The sequence below is a fragment of the Novosphingobium sp. NBM11 genome, assembly GCF_015390225.1.
Lineage (GTDB): Bacteria > Pseudomonadota > Alphaproteobacteria > Sphingomonadales > Sphingomonadaceae > Novosphingobium.
The window spans coordinates 191,439-214,277 of the sequence record NZ_VUOG01000001.1 but is presented as its reverse complement, the minus strand read 5'-3'; the positions used below and the strand labels follow the sequence as shown (position 1 = coordinate 214,277).

The window sequence follows — 22,839 nt, the reverse complement described above, 5'->3', positions numbered from 1 at the left end:
CGACGAGGGTCCAACTGATTACTACGGCGACCCTTCAACTGTCAGTTGACCATCGTCCGTAATTTTCTATCAATACGGATGAAGGCCGAGGGGCTCAGTTTTAGCTGCGTTGAAGGCGATGGGTATGCTGGTTACACAAGAAAAGAAATATTTCACGCCTCTTCTTGTGGATGAGGATTTTTTGACCGCGCTTGACGATCGACTTCAAGAGATTGCTTCTTTTTTTTTAGATGACTTAGCGAAGAAAAATGAAATTTCTCGTGCCTCATTAGATATAGCGCTGGCAAGCCAAGTCTCGCCATCATACGATGACCCAATGCGTGACGTAGTTCGTGAGGCTATGAGGATAAATCTAGTCAAATATGAAGTTGAGTGGATTAATGGCGTAAAGACTGACCGTATTAATATTCATGAAATGATTAAAATTCTTAAATTCGAACCTTCTAAGCCCTTTGTTGTAAATGCAGATGTAGGTTATTCTAGTGATTACTGTATAAGATTTAGGATTGGTGGAGAATATAGTCCTTTTGTAAGATTGACAATAAAATCTGAACATGACCGTAGAAATCATTTAGAAGCTGTGTTTGATAATTTGATGAAGCAATATCAGCCTCAATCATTTTTTTTGCATCACAGATTCTCTCATATTATCTTATCTATTTTTGTCGCCGTGATGATGATTTTATGCATCATATTTTTAATATCCATTTTAAATAATATGTATGGAAAGAATAAAATTGATAATTTATATATAATTATATATCCTTGCAGCATTTTACTATTTATTGTAGTTCCTTGGTCTTCGAGATTGTATAGGCGCATATTTCCTATAATAGATTTCTCTTTTGGAAGATCAAGGAGGGACGCTGACGTTCGGAATTTGATATTTACAGTATTTCTGACGGTCTTTGTTCCATTAATTATTACAATTTTCATTCAGCCTTATATGGAAAAAGGGGTTAAATAAGATAAATTGCTTCTCCGCCGGCGAATAAAAGCAAATAAATCAGGCTTTCCTGGCCGTAGCACCCCCCGGCGCATGATTTCAGCCGGAACCGCTTTTCCGTCTGCGCGCGCCCGTAGCTTTGCGCCCGCGATGCCGGCTGGAGGACGGTTGACGATGGTTCGCAGGACCGTGTCAACGTCGTCAACTTCGCTGCCTATCTCAACAAGGACACCTCTGCTCATGCGCCGTTTTCTGCTCGCCTCCGCGGCCGTTGCCGCACCGTTCCTGCTTGCCGCGCCGGCCCATGCCGATGAAGGCATGTGGACGTTTGATGCGTTCCCCGCCGCGACGATGAAGAAGGACTATGGCTGGGCGCCCGATCAGAAATGGCTCGATCGCGTGCGTGCCTCCGCTGTGCGATTGACCGGCGGCTGTTCGGCCAGCTTCGTTTCGCCCGATGGCCTGATCCTCACCAACCATCACTGCGTGGTCGAATGCGCGCAGAACCTTTCGACGCAGCAGGCCGATCTCGTCGCCAACGGCTTCATCGCCGCCCGGCGCGAGGAGGAGCGCAAGTGCCCCGGCCAGCAGGCCGAGGTCGTTACCGCGATCACCGATGTGACGGCGGACGTGAAAGGCGCGATCGGCGCGCTGGCGGGCGAGGCGCTGGTCAAGGCGCGCGACGCCAAGATCGCCGAGATCGAGAAGGCGGGTTGCAAGGATACGGCGACCACGCGCTGCCAGGTCGTCACGCTGTTCGGCGGCGGGCAGTACAAGCTCTACACCTATCGCAAGTATTCCGACGTGCGCCTGGTCTGGGCGCCCGAGTTCCAGGCCGCGTTCTTCGGCGGCGATCCGGATAACTTCAACTATCCGCGCTATGCGCTCGATGCCTCGTTCCTGCGGGCCTACGAGAACGGCAAGCCGGTGAAGGTGGCGGCGTTCCTCAAGTGGAGCCCGCGCGCGCCGCAGCCGGGCGAGGCGACGTTCGTGGTCGGCAATCCGGGTTCCACGCAGCGCCTGTTCACGTCCGACCAGCTGGCTTTCCAGCGCGCGGTTTCGCTGCCGCTGAACAACCGCGTCCTGTCCGAACTGCGCGGACGCCTGTTTTCGGCGATGGAGCAGAGTGCCGAACGCAAGCGTGAAGGCGGCGATACCCTGTTCGGCATCGAGAACACCCTCAAGATGTTCATCGGCCGTGAGCAGGCGCTGAACGATCCGGCGTTCGTCAAGGTGCTGGCCGATAACGAAGCCGCGCTCAAGGCGAAGGCCGCCGGCAACGCGGCGATCGGCAATCCATGGGGCGATGTCGCCAAGGCCGTCGGCGCCTATCGCGATCTCTACCTGCCCTATCGCTTCATCCACCCGATGAGCGACCTTTACGATTATGCGCAGTCGCTGGTGCGTGCCGCGGACGAACGGGCCAAGCCCAATGCCGAGCGGCTGCCCGGCTTCACTGATTCGCAGCTGCCCCTGCTGGAAAAGGAAGTGCTGGACGAACGGCCGATCTATCCGTGGCTGGAGCAGCTCAAGCTGGAATGGAGCCTGTCCAAGGCGCGCGAGGCGCTGGGCGCGGACGATGCGCAGACCAGGCTGATGCTGGGCCGGGAATCGCCCGAAGGGCTGGCGGCGCGGCTCGTGGGCGGCACCACGCTGGCCGATCCGGCGGTGCGCAAGGCGCTGTGGCAGGGCGGCAAGGCGGCGATCGATGCGTCCACCGATCCGCTGATCGCCTATGCCCGCCAGCTCGACGCGCGCGATCGCGAACTCCAGAAGCAGGTCGACGAACGCTATCAGGGACCGTTGGCGGCCGCCGGCGCAAAGCTCGCCGACGCGCGTTTCGCTGCCTATGGTGACAGCGTCTATCCCGATGCCACGTTCACGCTGCGCATCAGCTACGGCAAGGTCGCGGGCTGGAAGGAGCGCGGGCAGGACGTGGCCCCGGTAACCACCATGGGCGGCGCGTTCGCGCGCGCCACGGGGGCCGATCCGTTCGTGCTGGCCAAGGCCTTCGTTGCCAACGAGGCAAAGATCGACAAGTCCACGCCCTATGACTTCGTGACGACCAACGACATCATCGGCGGCAATTCCGGTTCGCCCGTGGTGGACAAGGACGGCGCGGTGATTGGCGCCGCGTTCGATGGCAACATCCATTCGCTCGGCGGCAACTATGGCTATCAGCCCGATGTGAACCGCACCGTGGTGGTCAGCACGGCGGCGGTGCAGCAGGCGCTGGAAAGGATTTACCCCCGCTTCGGCGCTGGTCAGGGAACTTTCCGGCAAGTGAAGCGCTGACGCAGCACAGGGATCGGGGGCGGAGGTGCTGCCGCGTGCGGCACGCATCTCCGCTTCGGCCCTGCCGATGTAATCGCGCGTCAGCGGCACGGCATCGCGGTTGCGCACGATCTGGAACTGGAAGTTGACCAGCCCGCCGTATTCGAACGCTGTCGCGGCGCCGGCCAGATAGAACATCCACATGCGGTAGAACCGCTCGTCATAGAGCTCCTCGATCCGTGCCCGGTTGGCGGCGCACCGCTTGTACCATTCGCGAATCGTCAGGCCATAATGCCGGCGCAGGATCTCGATATCGCCCAGCATCAGCTTGTGTGGCTCGATCGCCGCCAGCGTCTCGCTCATCGCCGGGATATAGCCACCGGGGAAGATGTATTTCCGGGTGAAGGCATCGGTGCCGCCCGGCGGATCGGACCGGCCGATGGTGTGGAGCAGCATCACGCCGTCGTCCGTCAGAAGATCGTGGCACTTGCGGAAGAAGGCGGGGAAGTTGGCCGCGCCGACATGCTCGAACATGCCAACCGAGACGATCCGGTCGAACCGCCCCGTCACGTCGCGATAATCGGTGAGGCCGAAGGTCACCTTGTCCGCCACGCCCTCGCGTTCCGCCCAGGCCTTGGCATAGGCGATCTGTTCCCGGCTCAGCGTCACGCCGTGGACGTCCACGCCAGCCACCCGGTGCAGGTGGAGCGCCAGGCCGCCCCAGCCGCAGCCGATGTCGAGCACGCGCATCCCCGGCTTCAGCGCCAGCTTGGCGGCGATGTGGTCCATCTTGGCGATCTGCGCCTGCTCCAGCGTGGTGACGCCGTCCGCCCAGTAGGCGCAGGAATACTGCCGGCTGGCATCGAGGAACAGGTCATAGAGCGGATCGCCCAGGTCATAGTGATGCGCCACGTTGCGGCGCGAGGCGGTGCGCTGGTTGATCTGGTCGATCCGGCTGACGATCCGTTCGACGATCCGGCCGCCCAGCCCCTTGGCCTCGAAATCGCCCGAGCGCTCCCACGGGTTGTTGCGCCGCGCGAACGTGATGAAGTCCAGGATGTCGCCGCCCTCGATGGCGATGCGGCCGTCCATGAAGGTTTCGGCAAGGCCCAGCGTGGGGTGCCGCGCGATATAGCCGGGCACGCCCGCGTCCAGCAGGCGCAGACCGAGATCCGGCCAGCCAGGTTCCGCCGTGCCATAGGTGCGGACCTTGCCGGAGTGTTCGGTCAGGGTGAGCGTACCCCGGCGGATGATCCGCCTGAGCACGCGGTCCAGCAGCAGCATCGACATCGCGGGCGACCTCATTTCGGTGTTCGAGGACGCAGCCTAACGATGGTTAGGCGGATTGGGGACAGGAAATTGCGCCGCAAACCCGATAGATAGACCGGATCGGCTGAACCTGCCTGTTCCTTCAGCCGAGCGCCGCCTGCTTTTCGTCCGCCAGCCGGTCGAGTTCCGCGCGGCTCATCTTCTGCGCGGCGGTCTTGAGCTGGCCGCAGGCCGCATCGATGTCGCGGCCACGCGGTGTGCGCACCGGGGCGCTGATGCCGGCTTCGAACACGATCTCGGCAAAGCGCTTGATCCGCTCCGGCGTCGAGCATTCATAGGGCGCGCCGGGCCAGGGATTGAACGGAATCAGGTTGACCTTGGCGGGCAGCTTGTATTGCCGGATCAGGCGCACGAGTTCGCGGGCGTCGTCGTCGCTGTCGTTCTTGTCCTTCAGCATCACGTATTCGAACGTGATGCGCCGGGCGTTGGATGCGCCGGGGTAATCGGAGCAGGCCTGCAACAGTTGATCCAGACCGAACTTGCGGTTGATCGGGACGATCTCGTCGCGCACGTCCTTGGTCACGGCGTGGAGCGACACGGCCAGATTGACGCCGATTTCCTCGCCGCAGCGTTCCATCATCGGCACCACGCCGCTGGTGGACAGGGTGATGCGCCGCTTCGACAGGGCCAGGCCGTCGCCATCCATCACCAGCTTCAGCGCATCGCGCACATTGTCGAAGTTGTAGAGCGGTTCGCCCATGCCCATCATCACGATGTTGGTGAGCAGGCGTCCGTCGGACGTGTAGGTACGCTCGTCCTCGTCTTCCTCGAGGCCCGCCATCGATCCCTTGGGCCATTCGCTCAGCGCATCGCGCGCCAGCATGACCTGGCCGACGATCTCGCCAGGCGTAAGGTTGCGGACCAGGCGCATCGTGCCGGTGTGGCAGAAGCGGCAGTTGAGCGTGCAGCCCACCTGGCTGGAGACGCACAGCGTGCCCCGGTCGGCATCGGGGATGAACACCATCTCGAAGTCATGGCCGTCCGCCGTCTGGAGCAGCCACTTGCGCGTGCCGTCGCTGGAAACCTGCGCGGTGACGATCTCGGGCCGGCCGATGACGAAGCGCTCCGCCAGCCACGGGCGCATGGTCTTGGCGATGTCGGTCATCGCGTCGAAATCGGTGACGCCGCGATGGTACAGCCAGTGGAAAACCTGCTTGGCGCGCAGCTTCGCCGCCTTGGCGTCCAGCCCGGCTTCGGCGAACAGTTCGGCGATGCGCGGGCGGGGAAGACCGATCAGATCGACGCGCCCGTCAGCGCGTGGCGTAACGTCGCGAGGAACGGGAACCGGATCGACGTGTCCGGGGATCGGCATGATCGGAATGGATGTCATGGCTGGCCATATACGGATTTTCCCCGAAATCGCCAGTCCCGAGGGAAACGCGAACATCGACGGTGGAATCTCCGCTCGCACGCGCGCGAACATGACGGGCGCTGACGGGTTCCCCCGCCCGTCCCGTGCACAGGGGGCCTCATCGCACGAGGTGTTGTAAAAATATCGCAGCATTTTCGTTGTGTTAGGTTCATGAAACAAGCTGCGGCTTCATCCATTCGAGAAGTCCTGTCGGGTCGCAAAACCGACAGACAACAAGCGAATGGAGTGAACAATGAAGACTATCTGCGCCATCCTCGCCACCGGCACCGCGCTTGCGCTGGCAGCCCCCGCGTCCGCGCAGGAGGCTGCCCCTTCGGAAACCTTCAAGGGCCCGCGCGTCGGCGTGACGCTGGGCTACGACAAGAGCCGGTCGGGCAGCAGCGTCGACATCGACAATACCCGCAATTTCAAGCAGTCGATCGATGGCCTGCTCTATGGTGGCGAGATCGGCTATGACGTGCCGCTGGGCAGCAACCTTGTGGTCGGCGCCGATGCGGAACTGACCGACAGCACCGCGAAGTGGACCGCGCAGGGCGCGCGCCCCAACACGTTCAACCTGGGCCGGGTTTCGGCTGGTCGTGACGTCTATGTGGGCGCGCGGGTCGGTTATGCGATGTCGCCCAAGACACTGCTCTACGTGAAGGGCGGTTATACCAACGCCCGTTACGGCGTGCTTGGCAGCGATGGCACGACCACGCTGGACCAGCGGATCGACCTCGATGGCTACCGCGTCGGCGGCGGTCTGGAATATGCGTTCAGCCCGAAGACCTTCGGCCGCATCGAATACCGCTATTCGCACTACGGCAAGGGCGAGTTCGATTTCGGCGGCCAGACGCCGGACAGCAGCCGCTTCAACGTGGATACCGACCGTCACCAGATCGCGGTGACCTACGGTCTGCGCTTCTGACGGAAGCAGGCTGATCCGCTTGCGGGCGGGAAGGGCGGGCCGGGGGAAACTCCGGCCCGCTTTTCCATGCGCGAACGATTGTGCGGGATTGCTCTACCGCCCGGCACATCCCAGCGCGGCAGCGTCCATCGCGCTGGCCGCGCCGGGAAGGCGATAGGTATCGCGAAACAGCCGGCCGTCACGCCCGCGGGCAGAGACTGTCATTTCCCGCGCCGATCGCAGCGCGGCGACGATGGCTGCATCCATGCGCGGGTCCTGCGCCCAGGCATCGGCCTGCCCGGTCGCCAGTTCGAACGACTGGCCACCCAGAGACAGCACCGCACGGCCGCTTGGCCCGATCCGACGCGAAAGGCGGATGTGGATTTCGTTGCGGGCGTTGCGCCGGGGCCAGATGCCAACGGTAAAGAACGGCTGGAAATCGCGCGGGCGGCCAGTGACGGGCTGCGCCATGGCGATGGCGTAGCAGCGCGGCACGGCGGCATCGCGGAAAGCGCCCCAGACGTTCCAGATGCCCAGGCTGTCGCGCGCCGTGGCCGGCGCGGCGGGCAACAGGCCGATCAGGCAGGCCCCGATCAGACAGGCAGGGAGCAGAAGGCGGCGCAAGAGCTATTCCCCGATGAGGTCGAGATAGGCGATCACGTCGTTGTCGGTCGCCAGGAACAGGCAGTCCTGCACCGCCTCGGACTGCGCGGCGGCGATGTCCAGCGCCTTGGTCAGCGGGCCGTAGAACAGCGTTTCCGCCGCGCCGCCTTCGGGGCCGCCATCCAGATGGTAAAGCCGCACCGTCGCGTCGTCATGGGTGGTGCGCATCAGTCCGTCTCGCGCCCGGTGCCGCGCCGCGCGCCTTCGAGCAGGCGTTCCGCGCGCGCCGTCTCCCGCGCATCGCGCTGCTTTTCCGTCTTGGTCCGGCCGAACTTCGCGCGGTTGGACGCCGCCTGCCCCTGCGCCGCATCGCGGGCCTTGGCCTTGCGGGCAAGGCGCAGGTTGACGACATCGCCCATCAGGCGTGCTCGATTCCGCGTTCGGCGCCGAACAAAACCCGTTCCCGGGCACCTTCGATCAGCGCCACCGATCCCTGCACCAGCGACGGCGCGATCGGCACGCCATGATCGGGGTGGACCGGATAGCCGGCCATCATACCGCGCAGCACGCGGCTGGAAATGCCGTGCATGACCACGATGTGATCGCGCCCGTCGGTGAGCCCTTCGTACTCGATGGCGTCCAGCCAGCATTCGAGCCGGCTGGCGATGGCGGGATAGTTCTCGCCATCGGGGGCTGGGCGCAGCAGGTGATCGGCCAGGATCACCGGCCCTTCCTCCGCTTCCACATCGGCGTAGCGGCGTTCGCACCACGATCCCATGTCGATTTCCTTGAGCGCGTTCGACCGGCGCGCCTCGAACCAGTCGAGTTCCAGCGCCTCGGCGATGATCGCCGCGGTCTGCAGCGCGCGCCCGGTTTCCGAGATGTGCAGCACCACCGGCGGCCGCGCGCCCAGTTCCTCGCGCAGCGCCTTGCCCATGGCCAGCGCCTGTTCGAATCCCTGCCGCGTCAACGGGGTATGGATGTGGTTGGACTGGAGCCGGGCGGAGGCGTTGTACACCGTTTCGCCGTGGCGCATGATGAAGAAGCGGCCGGATTTCATGCGCCGCTGGTATCAGCAAAGCGCGGCACATTCCAAGGGGTCAGGCGGGATCAGGGTAGGAGATGGAGACGATTTCCCACTCCTTCTCCCCGCCGGGCAGCCGCACCACGCGCAGATCGCCCACCCGCGCGCCGCGCAGGGCACGGGCGATCGGGGCGCTCCAGCCGATCCGTCCAGCGCTCGCGTCCTGCTCGTCGTCGCCCACCAGAGTCAGCACCTTGCGGTTGTCATCCTCGTCCGCGATCTCGGCCGTGGCGCCGAACAGTACGCGCGAACGGTCTTCCTGCCGTGCCGGGTCGACCATCCGCGCAGCCTTCATTCGCCGCGCCAGCCACGCCAGTTCGCGGTCGATCTCGCGCATCCGCTTGCGGCCGTAGAGGTAGTCCCCGTTCTCGGACCGGTCCCCGTTGCCGGCGGCCCAGCTCACCACCTCGACGATCTGCGGGCGTTCAGTGCCGAGCAGATGATCGTACCGCGCGCGCAGGGCGGCGAGGCCGGCGGGGGTTATGGGATTGCCGTCTGGTTTCATCGGTGCGGTATTAGCCCAAGCGCCGTGTCTGGAAAGAGGATTTGGTTCGCGCATCCGCGCCTGCGCGCGAACCCAAATCAGCCGGGAGACGGTTTGCCGAGGAAGTGGCTCATCGGATTGGCGCCGGTGTAGCTTGCCTTGTCGGGGTTCATTGCCTCGTAGACCACCGCGTTTTCCAGCACGCGCTGCACGTAGTTGCGCGTTTCCGAAATCGGGATGCGTTCCAGCCAGTCGACCCAGGCGATGCCGCCGGTGCGGGGATCGCCATTGGCGCGCAGCCACTTGTTCACGTTGCCCGCGCCGGCGTTATAGGCGGCGACGGCCAGCGGATAGCTGCCGTTGTAGTAGCTCATCAGCCGCTGGAAATAGGCCGATCCCAGCTGGATGTTGAATCCGGCATCGTCGATCAGCGCCTGCGAGCTGAACGAAAGGCCCAGCTTGCCGGCCTGTTCGTTGGCGGTGCCGGACATCAGCTGCATCAGCCCGCGCGCGCCGGCATGGCTGATCGCGTTCTGCGCGAACTGGCTTTCCTGCCGCGTGATGGCGTGGACCATCGTCCAGGTATCGCGGCTGTTGTCGGGCACGGGAATCAGCGGGAAGGCAATGTGCTGGAAATCGAGGTAGCCGCGCGCACCGGCGGCTTGCCCCACGATCACGCCCAGATCGCGCCGGCCCAGCGACCGGGCAAGGTCCGCCACCAGCATGTGCTGCCCTTCGCTCTGCTGCTGTTCCGCGATTTCCTTGAAGAAGCGGACGGTGGTGCGCCAGTCGGCGTTGCGGGCGACTTCGCGCACGGCCTGCGTGATCGGCGCGTTCTGGAAGCGGGCGCGTTCGTCCGGGGTCGGCTGCGCGGTCGAATCCACGGCAAAGCGCGGCACCGGCTTGCCCAGCCGTTCCAGCGCAAGCAGGCCATAGAACTGGTCGGCATATTGCGCGGCCATGGCGAAATAGCGCTGCGCGTCGGTCCCGCGCCCCGCCTGTGCCGAGGCGAGCCCGGCCCAGTAGAAGCCCTTGGACCGCGTTCCCGGCGTGCGCGCGGCGGCGCCATAGCGGTAGAACAGAGGGGCCGCGTCGCTGCCCGACCCCAGGTTCCACAGCGCCTGCGTGCCGCCGAGCCACATCAGCGAGGTATAATCGTCGCGCAGGTCATAGGGCATCTGGCTGACGTCTTCGCCCTGATCGAAGGCATCGTCTATTCCCGCCGCGATTCGCACGGTGCTGCGCGAATCGCCGGCCGATGCCGCGCCGCGCGCGTTGATCAGCAGTTCATCGACCCACTTGGCACGATCCAGCGGCTTGCGCGCGAGCGGCGGCCGGCTGGAGAGCAAGGCCCGCGCCGAGACACCGTCGCCGTTCTTCCGCAACTGGCGCACGCGCTGGTAGACGAAGCCCGGATCGCTGTTCAGGACCTGTCCGTTGATCCCGGCGGCCGCGGCATAGGGGTCGGTTCCCTGCAGCGCGGCAAGGCGTGCCGCGTCGATCGGACGGCGCGCCGGCGAAACCCAGGCGAGTTCGCGCGCCGCCTGGCCTGCCGCGCCGGCCCACAGCAGCGCGTCCATGCGCGCGTCATGATCGTCTTGCGTGAAGGTGGTGCCCCAGCCCGCCAGCAGCGAGGATTCGGCCGAATCGCTCATCGCTCCGCCGCGCCATGCGGCCCTGGCGACTTGCGCGGCTTCAGGCCGGCCCAGCGCTTGCAGCGCCAGCGCATATTGCGCGCGGCCGGGATTGGTCAGCGGCGGTTCCCGGTCGAAGAACGCCACCAGCCGCGCGGGATCGGCGAAATCCCGGTCCAGCGCGCTTTCCGCATAGCGGCGCAGCTTCTCCTCGTCCGGGAAGCCGGGGTAGGAAAGCACGAAGCCCGCATAATCGTTGAAGGCAAAGCGGTTCGACGAGGTCAGCAGCTTCCAGCGTTCGACGGCGAACGACATCGGCCCCTGTTGCGAGGCGGACAGTTGCGCGCGCGCCTGGTCCCACGCGCTGCCGTCATTGTCGCTCGCGTGGCAGGCGACGGATGCGGCGAGGCCCGGCAGGACCAGCGCGGTACAGGCGAATTTGCGAAGCACGGTTTTCACGTCCATGCTGGACATCCTATGGAACGGCTCCTTATCAGGCGCTGAACATGCCCGGTTCGTCGGTCAAAACCAACCACAACGGGGCGATCACCGCCGTTCTTGCGGCAAAATGAGGAACAAAGTCCATGTTTTCCGGCTCCATTCCGGCTCTGGTGACTCCTTTTCGCGACGGAGTGTTTGACGAGAAGGCGTTTCGCCGCCTTGTCGACTGGCAGATCGAGAATGGTTCGAAAGCGCTGGTTCCGTGCGGCACCACTGGCGAAGCCTCCACGCTGTCGAACGCGGAACACCATCGCGTGATCGAAGTCTGCGTGGAGCAGGCGGCGGGGCGCGTGCCGGTGATCGCGGGCTGCGGCAGCAACGATACGATGAACGCGCTGCTGCACATGACGTTCTCGCGCAAGAGCGGCGCGGCGGCGGCGCTCTGCGTCGCGCCTTATTACAACCGGCCGAGCCAGGCAGGCCTGATCGCGCATTTCAGCTATCTGGCCGAGCACAACGAACTGCCGATCATTCTTTACAACGTGCCCGGCCGCACGGTGACGGACATCCTGCCGGAAACGGTATGCGAGCTGGCCAAGCGCTATCCGGACAAGATCGTGGGCATCAAGGACGCCAGCGGCGATCTTTCGCGCGTTACCGATCACCGCATGGGCATCGGCAAGCATTTCTGCCAGCTTTCGGGTGATGACGAGCTGGCTCTGCCCGCCAACGCGGCGGGCGCGGTGGGCTGCATTTCGGTGACCGCCAACGTCGCGCCCAAGCTCTGCGCCGAATTCCAGCAGGCCTGCGCCGACAACGACATCGCCAAGGCGCGCGAGCTGAACGACCGGCTCTATCCGCTGCACTACGCGATGTTCGAGGACGCTTCGCCGGGACCACTCAAGTACGCGCTGACCCGGGTGCACGACTGGATGACCGAGGACATGCGCCTGCCGCTGGTGCCGTGCAGCGATGCCGCGCGCAAGGCGGTGGACGCGGCGCTGGAGCACGCCGGGCTGGTGTAACGCTCCGCGTTTTCGCCTCGTAGTTTCGTCATTGCGAGCATAGCGAAGCAATCCAGAGTCCCGCGTGAAACTTCTGGGTTGCTTCGCTGCGCTCGCAATGACGATGGTCGGTTGTGAACGGTCGGAGCGTCAGTTCATGTACCACCCATGGCTGGCCACCAGCGATTGCCCGGTCAGCGCGTTGGTGGGGAAGGCGGCCAGGAACAGTGCGACTTCGGCGATGTCGTCGACCGTGGTGAATTCGCCATCCACGGTCTGGCCGAGCATGACCTTCTTGATCACGTCCTCTTCGGAAATGCCGAGTTCCTTGGCCTGTTCCGGGATCTGCTTGTCGACCAGCGGCGTGCGCACGAAGCCGGGGCAGATCACGTTGGTGCGCACGCCCTTCGGCCCGCCTTCCTTGGCGATCACCCGTGACAGGCCGAGCAACCCGTGCTTGGCGGTGACATAGGCGGACTTCAGCGGCGAGGCTTCCTTGGAATGGACCGAGCCCATGAACAGCACGGTGCCCGACCCCTGCTTGTACATGTGCGGCAGCACCGCCTTCGAGGTGAGGAAGGCGCCGTCGAGGTGGATCGCCAGCATCTTCTTCCAGTCCGAAAAGGCGAACTGTTCGACCGGGTTGACGATCTGAATGCCCGCGTTGGAGACCAGCACGTCCACGGTGCCCCAGGCATCGACCACTTGCTGGACGCCGGCATTGACCTGATCTTCCTGCGTCACGTCCATCGCCACCGCGATCGCCTGGCCGGGATGGTCGGCGTTGATGCCGTCGGCCGCCGCCTGCGCCGCCTCGATCTTGAGGTCGGCGATCGCGATCTTGGCGCCCGCCGCGGCATAGCGCTTCGCGATGGCGAGGCCGATGCCGCTGGCCGCGCCGGTGACGATGCAGACCTTGTCCTTGAGTTCCATTTACTTGCTCCGGTTGCTTTAGGGGCGGTCCCCGAAAAGATTCTGAGATTCAGGCGAGATCCAGCGTGGCGATGCCCCGGGCGGGCGGGTGCCGCTTCTTCCAGCGCGGGCTGGCGAAGGAACGGCGCACGTCGTGCATGCCCGCCTGCCAGTGGCCTTCCATCGTCATGCGCGAAAATTCATAGTCCTTGCTCTGCGTTTCGTAATCCTCGCCCCGGTTGATGAGATGCAGGATGGTGACGGGGCTGTCGCACGAATTGGCGCGCAGCAGCGCCACGTCGGGATCGTTACGCAAGTCCTCCGGCAGCTTGTCCGCCAGCCGCGCTGCGGCGGCTTCGAGCGCCTCGATCCGCTTCTGCATGTCGGTGTTGAGCCGGGTGCGGCTGGAATAGCGGATGTCCTTCTCGCGCTGCGCGGCTTCCGCCAGCGTGCGCGGCATCAGTCCGCGCGCGCTGAACAGGTCCACCTGGAACACCAGCAGCGGGCGCCCGTTCCTTTCGTCGAGCACGTATTGCAGCGGCGTGTTGGAAACGATGCCGCCGTCCCAGTACGGCTCGCCGTCGATCATCACCGGCGGGAAGCCCGGCGGTAGCGCGCCGCTGGCCATGATGTGTTCGGGTTCGATCAACCGGTCGTGGTTGTCGAAATAGGCGAAGTTCCCGGTCAGCACGTTGACCGCCCCCACGCTGAAACGAATTGGCCCTTCGTTCAGCAGGTCGAAATCGACGAGATCGAGAAGGGTCTGCCGCAACGGGGCGGTATCGTAGAGGCTGATCGCTTCGGGCGATCCGGGCAGCGCCAGCCACGGCGGGGTCAGGCGCGGGGCGAAAAAACCGGGGATGCCGGTTAGCGCCACTGTTGCCGCCGCTGCCTCGTTGAACACGCGCCGCCCCAACCCTTCCGCGAAAGGCGACGGGAAGGGGACGCGCGAGGACGCCTGTTCCCAGAACTCGCGCAGCCGCCGCGCGCGCCGTTCGGGCGGGTTGCCGGCGATGAGCGCCGCGTTGACCGCGCCGATCGAGATGCCGGCGATCCAGTCCGGATCGTGCCCGGCTTCGGCCAGTGCCTCGAACACGCCGGCCTGGTAGGAACCGAGCGCGCCGCCGCCCTGGAGGACGAGAACGACTTGTTCCCGGTCATCCGCCTGATTTCGGTCTTCAGATTGCCGGACCTTCGATCTGGCCATGCGCTGCTCCGCTTGCGAATCCCCGCAGAGGAAATCCCGGTCCGGTTTGTGCACTGCAACGAAGGAAGTGCAAGAGCGGTTCCCGTGCCGGCGACCTTGTTTCGCACCGTTTCGGGCGGGAGCGGCCGCTATTTGCCTGCGGGGTTCCAATTCGCCCGCCGCGCACCTACATGCTCGATACCATGGCCCGTCCGACTCCCGTTGCTTTCGACAAGAAGAAGATCGTCGCAGAGAACCGCCGTGCGCGTTTCGATTACCATATCGAGGACGTGTACGAGGCGGGAATCGTGCTGACCGGCACGGAAGTGAAATCGCTGCGCTTCGGCGAGGGATCGATCGCCGAAAGCTATGCCGAGGTCAAAGGCGGCGAGGTGTGGCTGATCAATTCCAACGTGCCCGAATTCAGCCACGGCAACCGCTTCAACCACGAGCCCAAGCGTCCGCGCAAGCTGCTGCTGAAGGAACGCGAGATTTCCAAGTTCCACGGCGCGGTGGAACGCAAGGGCATGACGCTGGTGCCGCTGTCGGTCTATTTCAACGGTCGGGGCCGGGCCAAGGTGGAACTGGCGCTGGCCAAGGGCAAGAATGCGGCGGACAAGCGGACCACGATCAAGGAACGCGACTGGAAGCGCGAAAAGGCGCGGATCATGAAGGAGCACGGCTGACGCGCTTCACCGGTTCGAAAGCGGGCAGGGCTAGAGCGGCGAAATCGGCCCGAAGGTGGGGCGGCGGGAAACGGGTGGAACGCAGGACGCGATGTTCGACAGGATCGTGAAATGGGCGCAGGCCAACATGCCAACGCGCGAGCAGATGGAGCAGAACCGCTTCGCCCGTCCGCTCGCCGCGCGCCATGAGCTGTGGCGGTTCACCCGCCGGTCGGTGCCGCGCGGCGTGGCGGCGGGCCTGTTCATCGGCATCTTCGCGCTGATTCCCGGCGTGCAGATCGTTGGCGCAGCACTGATGTGTGTTCCCGTCCGCGGCAATATCCCGCTGGCTGCGCTGATGACGTTCATCTCGATTCCGCCGACGACGCTGTTCGTGTTCCTGCCCGGCGCGATCTGGGTGGGCAACAGCTTCGGCTATCACGCCGATTTCCTGACGGTGCGTGAGTTGGTTACGCGCGGAGCGGGTGTGGGGGAATGGCTCGCGTGGCTGGGCAGCGATGCCGCGCCATCGCTGTTGATCGGTCTGTTCCTGATTTCGCTGCTGGCGGCGGTGGCGGGCTATGTCCTCTCGGCGCTCGGCTGGCGCTGGTGGACCGGGCACAAGCGCCGCACGCGGCTGATGCGCGCGGCCGCGCGGGATCACGCCGAATGAACGAATCGCCGCTCGCGCTTGGTCCCGTGGCGCAGGACGCCAGGGCGCCCTGGCGCGAATGGCTGTTGCTGGGCGGGGCGCTGGTGGCGACGGCCGTTCTGCTGTGGGCGGTATCGGGCGAGCCGGTGGTCGCGGTGGCCTTTGCCGGTGGCGCGCTGCTGCTGGGCGGTGCGCTTCGGCTGGCCCTGCGCCTGCGCCCGCAGGTGGCCGCGCCCGATTTCGCCGCGCCCGACTGGTCGGTGACCCATGCCGCGATCGAGCGGCCGGACATGGGCATCGCCATCACCGACCGCGCCGGCCGGTTGGCCTGCGCCAGTCTGCGGTTCAGCGAATGGTTCGGCCTTGGTGCCGCGCCGCCGCGCCTGCCGGTGTCGAAGCCGCAGGCCGAGGCGCTCGACGCCGCCGCCCGCACCGCCTGGCGCGACGGGCGCGCCACGCTGGACCTGATCGAAACCGCGACCGGCCGCTGGAGCGGTGAAGTCGCCCGCGCAGGGCGGGGCGAGGATTACCTCGTGTGGCGTTTCACGCCCGTGAACCAGCGCGATCTGGTGGCGGAGATGGTGCAGCACATCGGCGGTAAGGTGGGCCGCGCGCTGGCCCGCGAAAGCATCCAGGCGGCGGTCGTGGCGCCGGACGGGCGCATCCTTGCCGGAAATACCGCGTTCGCCAGCCGCGCCAGCGGGGAAGAGAACGGCGCGGTTGCCGGGACCGAATTCGTGGCCTGGTTCCGCTCGGACGAGCAGGAGCGGATCTACTACGCGCGCGAGGGGGCCAAGGGCATCCCGGTGCGTTTCATCCACCTGCCGGTAGCCGATCCGGACGGGGGCATCGATGCCGATCCCTCGCACACCGCCTCGCTGTTCATCCTGCTCGACAACCAGGGCGGGGTGGGCGACGCGCGCACCGGCCTGCCGCAGATCGAGGCTTTGCTCGCAAGGCTGCCGCTGGGCCTGGCCATGACGGACCGCGACGGGCGCTTCCTGTTCGCCAACCGGGCTTTCCTGCGCGCCGCCGGCCATGACGACACGATGCCGCCTCCCTATCCCTCGGACCTCGTCATCCGCGAGGACAAGGGCGCGCTCGCCGATGCCGTGCGCCGTTACGCGCAAGGGGCGCCGACGGCGGGCGATGTGGCGGTGCGGCTGCGGTCCTCGCCCGAGGAGCCGGTTTCGCTGAGCCTTGCCGGCGTGCGTGGGCTGGGCGATGGCGCGGTGCTGCTCAGCCTCAAGGATTCGAGCGAGGAAACCCGCCTCAAGCGCGAGATCGCGCAAGCCACCAAGATGCAAGCCGTGGGCCAGCTTGCCGGCGGCGTGGCGCACGATTTCAACAACGTGCTGACCGCGATCATCGGGTATTGCGATCTCATGCTGATGCGCCACACGCCGGGCGACAGCGATTACGACGATATCCAGCAGATCAAGGCCAATTCCAACCGCGCGGCATCGCTGACGCGCCAGTTGCTCGCCTTCTCGCGCCAGCAGACGCTGCGCCCCGAAGTGCTGCAACTGCCCGACGTGGTGGCCGAGGTGTCCACCCTGCTCAAGCGGCTGCTGGGCGGCAAGATCCAGCTGGAAGTGACGCATGACCGCGACCTTGGCTTCGTGCGGGCCGATCCGGTGCAACTGGAACAGGTGCTGCTTAACCTGGCGGTCAACGCGCGCGATGCCATGGCCGACAACAAGAGCGGCGGGGTGCTGCGGCTGATGACCCGGCGCATCACCGCCGCCGACGTGCGCGGGATGAAAAGCGATATCCTGCCGATCGGCGATTACACCGCGCTGATCGTCGAGGACAACGGCCACGGTATCAAGCCGGCGCTGCTCGGCAAGATCTTCGAACCTTTCTTCACCACCAAGGAAAAGGGCAAGGGCACCGGGCTCGGGCTTTCGACGGTCTATGGCATCGTCAAGCAATCGGGCGGGTTCATCTTCGCTGAAAGCGAGGTAGGCCGGGGTACGCGGTTTTCGATCTACCTGCCGGTCCATGCCCCCGATCCGGCAACCAGCCTGGAAGGCCCGAAGCCGAAGGCTGATGTCCGGCGCGAATGGAGCGGCGGTGGGCGCGTGCTGCTGGTCGAGGACGAGGACACCGTCCGCGCCGTGGCCGAGCGCGCGCTGGTGCGGCAAGGCTACGAGGTGACCACCGCCGCCGACGGCGAGGAAGGGCTGGAAGCGATCGGCCGGAACGGGCCGTTCGACCTGGTGGTGAGCGACGTGGTGATGCCTTCGATGGACGGCCCCGCCATGGCGCGGGAGATTCGCCGGCTGAAGCCCGATCTGCCGGTGCTGTTCATGTCGGGCTATGCCGAAGAGCAGCTGCGGCGCGATATCGACATCCCCAATATGCACTTTATCGCCAAGCCGTTCTCGGTCGCGCAGATCGTCGCGGCCGTGGAAAAAGTGCTGCGAGGCGCATAAAATCTATAATCTACAATGGTATGGATGATTTTCCGGCGATGCCGGGAAAAATTTTCGTTCCCATCTTGTTCTTATGGAACAAAGTGGGTACATAGTCCCTGTTGACGGTTCAGGTCAGCCATCTCTAGCAAGGGGACGAGAAGCCATGGCGGCGCAGCTCAAGCTCATTCAGGAAGGCAAAGACAAGGAAATGGATCGTCAGAAGGCGCTCGACGCGGCGCTCGCCCAGATCGACCGGGCATTCGGCAAGGGCTCGGTGATGAAGCTCGGCTCGAAGGAGACCATGCAGGTGGAAGCGATTTCCACCGGGTCGCTCGGGCTGGATATCGCGCTCGGGGTTGGCGGCCTGCCGCGCGGCCGCGTGATCGAAGTGTACGGGCCGGAAAGCTCGGGCAAGACCACGCTGGCGCTGCACGTCATCGCCGAAGCGCAGAAGAACGGCGGTACCGCCGCGTTCGTCGACGCCGAGCACGCGCTTGATCCGGTCTATGCCAAGAAGCTGGGCGTCAACATCGACGAGCTGATCGTCTCGCAGCCCGATACCGGCGAACAGGCGCTGGAAATCACCGACACGTTGGTCCGTTCCAACGCGATCGATGTGCTGGTGGTCGACTCGGTCGCCGCGCTGGTGCCCCGGGCGGAAATCGAGGGCGAGATGGGCGACAGCCACGTCGGCCTGCAGGCGCGCCTGATGTCGCAGAGCCTGCGCAAGCTGACCGGTTCGATCAGCCGTTCGCGCTGCATGGTGATCTTCATCAACCAGCTGCGCATGAAGATCGGCGTGATGTACGGCAATCCCGAAACCACCACCGGCGGCAACGCGCTCAAGTTCTATGCCTCGGTCCGGCTCGACATCCGCCGCACCGGGCAGATCAAGGACCGTGACGAGATCGTCGGCAACTCCACCCGCGTCAAGGTCGTCAAGAACAAGGTCGCGCCTCCGTTCAAGCAAGTCGAATTCGACATCATGTACGGCGAGGGCATCTCCAAGATCGGTGAGATTCTCGATCTCGGGGTCAAGGCCGGGCTCGTCGAAAAGTCGGGTGCGTGGTTCAGCTACGATTCGATCCGCATCGGCCAGGGGCGCGAGAACGCGAAGAATTACCTGCGCGAGAACAAGGAAGTTTGCGACCGTCTGGAAGCCGCCATTCGCGGCCGCACCGAACAGGTTGCCGAAGGACTGATGGCGGGGCCGGACGCGGACGACGACATCTGATCCTTCAGGCTGACGGGCGCGGGCATCTTCCTCTCGCTCGCGTCCGTCCAGCCAGACCAAAGAACCGGCACGCTCCCCGGCAGGAGCGGTGCCGGTTTCTTGGCGTCGGGAGGGGTCGGGAAGAAGGCGAACGGACATGACGGACATCGGCGAATGGCAGGGCGGCGTGGGTCGGAGCTGGGCGGACGAGCAGGCCCGAACGGACCGCAGCTTTTCCCGGATGACGCCGCATCTGCTGGCGGCGATCGATGAAGAGCCGGGGCGGTACGTCGTCGATATTGGCTGTGGCGCCGGCGAACTCTCGCTTGCGCTCGCGCGGGGCCGCCCCAATGCGATGGTGACCGGTGTCGACGTTTCGGCGGACCTGGTGGCGGCTGCGTCGGCACGGGCTGCCGGATTGGACAACGTGCGTTTCGCCGTTGCCGATGCCTCGACCTGGCAGCCGGAGCAGGCCCCGGACCTGTATGTCTCGCGCCATGGCGTGATGTTCTTTCCCGAACCGCCGGCCGCTTTCGCGCACCTTTCCGCCATAGCCGCGCCGGGCGCGCGAATCGTCTTCTCCTGCTTCCGCACCCCGCGCGAGAATCGCTGGGCGAGCGGGATCGCTTCGCTGCTGCCGGAATCCGGCGCATCCGCGTCAGCCCCACCCCCAACTTCAGGCGATCCCTTCGCGCCGGGGCCGTTCGCGTTCGCCGATCCCGATCATGTGCGCACCTGCCTGCGCGGATGGCGGGACGTGACGTTCACCCCGGTCGATTTCGACTATATCGCAGGAGCCGGACCCGATGCCGTGGCCGAAGCGCTGGCGTTCTTCGGCCGGATCGGTCCCGCGGCGCGGGCGATTCGCGTGATGTCCGAAGCGGAGCGGCCAGCCTTCCTGGAACGGTTGGCAAATCTGCTCGAAAGCCACCGTTCAGGCGATGTCGTCTCGTTCCCCGCGGCGGTCTGGCTGGTGCGCGCGACGGCCGAATAGCATGTGCGATCACATTGATCGGCGAAACGTGCTTGTTCCGGGCCGAACGCTCGCTTAATCGGCGGCTCATGACGTCGACGAACGAAATCCGCCGGTCCTTCCTCGAATACTTCGGCTCGCAAGGGCACGAGGTGGTGCACAGCGCGCCGCTGGTGCCTTACAACGACCCGACCTTGATGTTCACGAATGCGGGCATGGTCCCGTTCAAGAACGTGTTCACGGGGCTGGAAACGCGCGCCGTGCCGCGCGCCACGTCCTCGCAGAAGTGCGTGCGCGCCGGCGGCAAGCACAACGACCTCGACAACGTGGGCTATACCGCGCGCCACCACACGTTCTTCGAGATGCTCGGCAACTTCTCGTTCGGGGACTATTTCAAGGAACAGGCGATCACCCACGCCTGGACGCTGCTGACGCGCGAATGGGGCCTGCCCAAGGACAAGCTGCTCGCCACGGTCTATCACACCGACGACGAGGCGTTCGAGCTGTGGAAGAAGATCGCCGGCCTGCCTGAGGACCGCATCATCCGCATCGCCACCAAGGACAACTTCTGGGCGATGGGCGATGATGGCCCGTGCGGGCCATGCTCGGAAATTTTCTTCGACCACGGCGACCACATATGGGGCGGCCCTCCGGGATCGGCCGAGGAAGACGGCGACCGCTTCATCGAGATCTGGAATCTCGTGTTCATGCAGTTCGAGCAGGCGGCGGGCGAAATCGTCGGCAACCTGCCCAAACCGTCGATCGATACCGGCATGGGGCTGGAGCGCGTAGCGGCGGTGCTGCAGGGCGAGCACGACAACTACGATACCGACACGTTTCGAGCGCTGATCGCCGCGTCCGAAGGGCTGACCGGGGTGAAGGCGGAAGGCGACCAGCGCGCCAGCCATCGCGTGATCGCGGACCACCTGCGCTCGACCAGCTTCCTGCTGGCGGACGGCGTGCTGCCGTCGAACGAAGGGCGCGGCTATGTGCTGCGCCGGATCATGCGCCGCGCCATGCGCCATGCACACCTGCTGGGCGCGAAGGAGCCGCTGATGCACCGGCTCGTCGGCGCGCTGGTGACGGAGATGGGCCAGGCCTATCCCGAACTCGGTCGTGCGCAACCGCTGATCGAGGAAACCCTGTTGCGCGAGGAAGTGCAGTTCCGCCGCACGCTTTCGAACGGTCTCAAGCTGCTGGACGAGGCGACGACGGAGCTGGGCGAGGGCGACAAGCTGCCGGGCGAGACGGCGTTCCGCCTCTACGATACCTTCGGCTTCCCCTATGACCTGACCGAGGACGCCCTGCGTTCCCGCGGGATCGCCGTCGACAAGGACGGCTTCGACACGGCAATGGCGCAGCAGAAAGCGGCGGCGCGCGCGGCGTGGAAGGGGTCCGGCCAGACCGCCGACAGCGAAGTGTGGTTCGACATCGCCGAGCGCGAGGGAGCGACCGAATTCACCGGCTACACCGCGACAAGCGGCGAGGGGCAGGTGGTCGCGCTGGTGAAGGACGGCAAGGAAGTCCCGTCGGCGAGCGCGGGCGACGAGGTGGTCGTCCTGACCAACCAGACCCCGTTCTATGGCGAATCGGGCGGCCAGACCGGCGACAGCGGCACGATCACGGGGAGCGATGGCCTGCAGATCGCCATCAGCGATACGGCAAAGCCGCTGGGCCGGCTGCACGCGCACCACGGCAAGGTCGAAGCCGGCACGATCAAGGTGGGCGACGCTGTGGCGCTGGCGGTGGATACCGCGCGCCGCGATGCCACGCGCGCGAACCATTCCGCCACGCACCTGCTGCACGCGGCGCTGCGCCACCGCCTGGGCGCGCACGTGACGCAGAAGGGCTCGCTGGTCGCGCCTGATCGCCTGCGCTTCGATTTCTCGCACCCGACGGCGCTCAGCGCCGAGGACATCGCGGTGATCGAGGCCGAAGTGAACGCCGAGATCCGCGGCAACGAGCCGGTGACCACACGCCTGATGACGCCCGACGACGCGATCGCCGCCGGGGCCATGGCGCTGTTCGGCGAAAAGTATGGCGACGAGGTGCGCGTGCTGAGCATGGGCAGCGCGGGCGCGGAGCATCCCTATTCGGTGGAGCTGTGCGGCGGCACGCACGTTCGCGCGCTGGGCGATATCGGCGTGTTCCGCATCGTGTCCGAAAGCGCGGTCAGCTCCGGCGTGCGTCGGATCGAGGCGCTGACCGGTGAAGGCGCGCGCCAGTGGCTGGTGGGCCGCGAGGAAGCGCTGAAGCACGCCGCCAGCCTGCTGCGCACCACGCCAGAGGACGTCGAAGGCCGGATTGCCGCGCTGCTCGACGAGCGGCGCAAGCTGGAACGCGAACTGGCCGAGGCGAAAAAGGCCCTCGCGCTGGGTGGCGGTGGCGGGACGAAGCCCGAAGCGGCCGACGAGGACGTGGGCGGGGTGAAGTTCGCCGGCCAGGTGCTCGAAGGGCTGGACCCCAAGGAACTGCGCGGGTTGCTCGATCAGGCGAAGCAGCGGCTTGGTTCGGGCGTGGCCGTGATCGTCGCGGTCAACGATGGCCGCGCCTCGATCGCGGCTGCGGTGACCGACGACCTGACCGGCAAGGTCAGCGCCGTCGATCTGGTGCGCGCGGGCGTGGAAGCGCTGGGCGGCAAGGGCGGCGGCGGGCGCCCCGACATGGCGCAGGGCGGCGGTCCGGATGGCGCGAAGGCGGCCGCAGCCATCGCCGCGGTCAAGGCCGTGATCGCGGGATAGCGACAAGCCGGGCGGTGGCT

General features: G+C 65.2%; 19 protein-coding genes and 1 pseudogene. 10 read left to right on the top strand and 10 right to left on the bottom strand.

Features of this window, described 5'->3' with window-relative positions:
* Window positions 1-124 precede the first annotated feature (124 nt).
* Both F1640_RS01065 and F1640_RS01060 read left to right on the top strand, forming a co-directional pair.
* On the top strand, window positions 125-967 hold the full coding sequence (locus tag F1640_RS01065; protein WP_194917321.1) for a hypothetical protein: 843 nt from the start codon (window positions 125-127) through the stop codon (window positions 965-967).
* A gap of 219 nt (window positions 968-1,186) precedes the next feature.
* The gene (locus F1640_RS01060) at window positions 1,187-3,241 is read left to right on the top strand and encodes a S46 family peptidase (RefSeq protein WP_194917319.1); all 2,055 of its coding nucleotides are present in this window, start codon (window positions 1,187-1,189) and stop codon (window positions 3,239-3,241) included.
* Between the two features lie 36 nt (window positions 3,242-3,277).
* On the opposite strand, the pseudogene F1640_RS01055 reads toward F1640_RS01060, so the two are convergent.
* Window positions 3,278-4,504, bottom strand: a pseudogene (locus tag F1640_RS01055) (class I SAM-dependent methyltransferase); the annotation flags it as partial.
* Between the two features lie 127 nt (window positions 4,505-4,631).
* Window positions 4,632-5,879, bottom strand: coding sequence for a 23S rRNA (adenine(2503)-C(2))-methyltransferase RlmN (rlmN, locus tag F1640_RS01050; protein ID WP_194917316.1), 1,248 nt, complete (start codon window positions 5,877-5,879; stop codon window positions 4,632-4,634).
* Between the two features lie 274 nt (window positions 5,880-6,153).
* Between rlmN and F1640_RS01045 the strand changes: the two genes are divergently transcribed.
* Window positions 6,154-6,828: an outer membrane protein gene (locus F1640_RS01045; protein ID WP_124808691.1), complete on the top strand. Its 675-nt coding sequence runs from the start codon at window positions 6,154-6,156 to the stop codon at window positions 6,826-6,828.
* A gap of 93 nt (window positions 6,829-6,921) precedes the next feature.
* Here F1640_RS01045 and F1640_RS01040 read toward each other — a convergent pair whose 3' ends face one another.
* The 6 genes from F1640_RS01040 to F1640_RS01015 form a co-directional block, all read right to left on the bottom strand.
* A complete protein-coding gene (locus F1640_RS01040; RefSeq protein WP_255530147.1) occupies window positions 6,922-7,431 on the bottom strand; it encodes a hypothetical protein in 510 nt (169 codons plus the stop codon).
* Between the two features lie 3 nt (window positions 7,432-7,434).
* A complete protein-coding gene (locus tag F1640_RS01035) occupies window positions 7,435-7,638 on the bottom strand; it encodes a hypothetical protein (RefSeq protein WP_194917314.1) in 204 nt (67 codons plus the stop codon).
* Entirely contained in the window at window positions 7,638-7,829 is a 192-nt protein-coding gene (locus F1640_RS01030) for a DUF4169 family protein (RefSeq protein ID WP_194917313.1), read from the bottom strand. The genes F1640_RS01035 and F1640_RS01030 overlap by 1 nt, the downstream gene beginning before the upstream one ends.
* Window positions 7,829-8,470: a phosphoglycerate mutase family protein gene (locus tag F1640_RS01025; protein ID WP_194917311.1), complete on the bottom strand. Its 642-nt coding sequence runs from the start codon at window positions 8,468-8,470 to the stop codon at window positions 7,829-7,831. The genes F1640_RS01030 and F1640_RS01025 overlap by 1 nt, the downstream gene beginning before the upstream one ends.
* Before the next feature lie 40 nt (window positions 8,471-8,510).
* Window positions 8,511-8,999 carry a GreA/GreB family elongation factor gene (locus F1640_RS01020; protein WP_124808687.1) on the bottom strand — a complete coding sequence of 163 codons (489 nt, stop codon included), beginning with the start codon at window positions 8,997-8,999 and terminating at the stop codon, window positions 8,511-8,513.
* 77 nt (window positions 9,000-9,076) lie between these two features.
* On the bottom strand, window positions 9,077-11,077 hold the full coding sequence (locus F1640_RS01015; RefSeq protein WP_255530146.1) for a lytic transglycosylase domain-containing protein: 2,001 nt from the start codon (window positions 11,075-11,077) through the stop codon (window positions 9,077-9,079).
* A gap of 119 nt (window positions 11,078-11,196) precedes the next feature.
* Between F1640_RS01015 and dapA the strand changes: the two genes are divergently transcribed.
* Entirely contained in the window at window positions 11,197-12,078 is an 882-nt protein-coding gene (gene dapA, locus F1640_RS01010; RefSeq protein ID WP_124808685.1) for a 4-hydroxy-tetrahydrodipicolinate synthase, read from the top strand.
* Between the two features lie 129 nt (window positions 12,079-12,207).
* Here dapA and F1640_RS01005 read toward each other — a convergent pair whose 3' ends face one another.
* Window positions 12,208-12,990, bottom strand: coding sequence for a 3-hydroxybutyrate dehydrogenase (locus F1640_RS01005; RefSeq protein WP_194917308.1), 783 nt, complete (start codon window positions 12,988-12,990; stop codon window positions 12,208-12,210).
* Window positions 12,991-13,039: 49 nt separating this feature from the next.
* Window positions 13,040-14,176, bottom strand: a complete 1,137-nt coding sequence (locus tag F1640_RS01000) for a patatin-like phospholipase family protein (protein ID WP_194917306.1) — start codon at window positions 14,174-14,176, stop codon at window positions 13,040-13,042.
* A gap of 182 nt (window positions 14,177-14,358) precedes the next feature.
* Between F1640_RS01000 and smpB the strand changes: the two genes are divergently transcribed.
* The 6 genes from smpB to alaS all read left to right on the top strand — a co-directional run bounded on the left by smpB (window position 14,359) and on the right by alaS (window position 22,819).
* Window positions 14,359-14,841: an SsrA-binding protein SmpB gene (smpB, locus tag F1640_RS00995; RefSeq protein ID WP_124808682.1), complete on the top strand. Its 483-nt coding sequence runs from the start codon at window positions 14,359-14,361 to the stop codon at window positions 14,839-14,841.
* A gap of 91 nt (window positions 14,842-14,932) precedes the next feature.
* Entirely contained in the window at window positions 14,933-15,493 is a 561-nt protein-coding gene (locus F1640_RS00990; RefSeq protein ID WP_124808681.1) for a DUF2062 domain-containing protein, read from the top strand.
* Window positions 15,490-17,910: a response regulator gene (locus F1640_RS00985; protein WP_194917304.1), complete on the top strand. Its 2,421-nt coding sequence runs from the start codon at window positions 15,490-15,492 to the stop codon at window positions 17,908-17,910. Before F1640_RS00990 ends, F1640_RS00985 begins: the two co-directional genes overlap by 4 nt.
* A gap of 145 nt (window positions 17,911-18,055) precedes the next feature.
* Window positions 18,056-19,126, top strand: a complete 1,071-nt coding sequence (recA, locus tag F1640_RS00980; protein ID WP_124808679.1) for a recombinase RecA — start codon at window positions 18,056-18,058, stop codon at window positions 19,124-19,126.
* 136 nt (window positions 19,127-19,262) lie between these two features.
* Window positions 19,263-20,099 (top strand): trans-aconitate 2-methyltransferase, encoded by an 837-nt coding sequence (locus F1640_RS00975; RefSeq protein WP_194917302.1) that lies wholly within the window; start codon window positions 19,263-19,265, stop codon window positions 20,097-20,099.
* 68 nt (window positions 20,100-20,167) lie between these two features.
* Window positions 20,168-22,819, top strand: a complete 2,652-nt coding sequence (alaS, locus tag F1640_RS00970) for an alanine--tRNA ligase (protein ID WP_194917300.1) — start codon at window positions 20,168-20,170, stop codon at window positions 22,817-22,819.
* The last annotated feature ends 20 nt before the right edge of the window (window positions 22,820-22,839 follow it).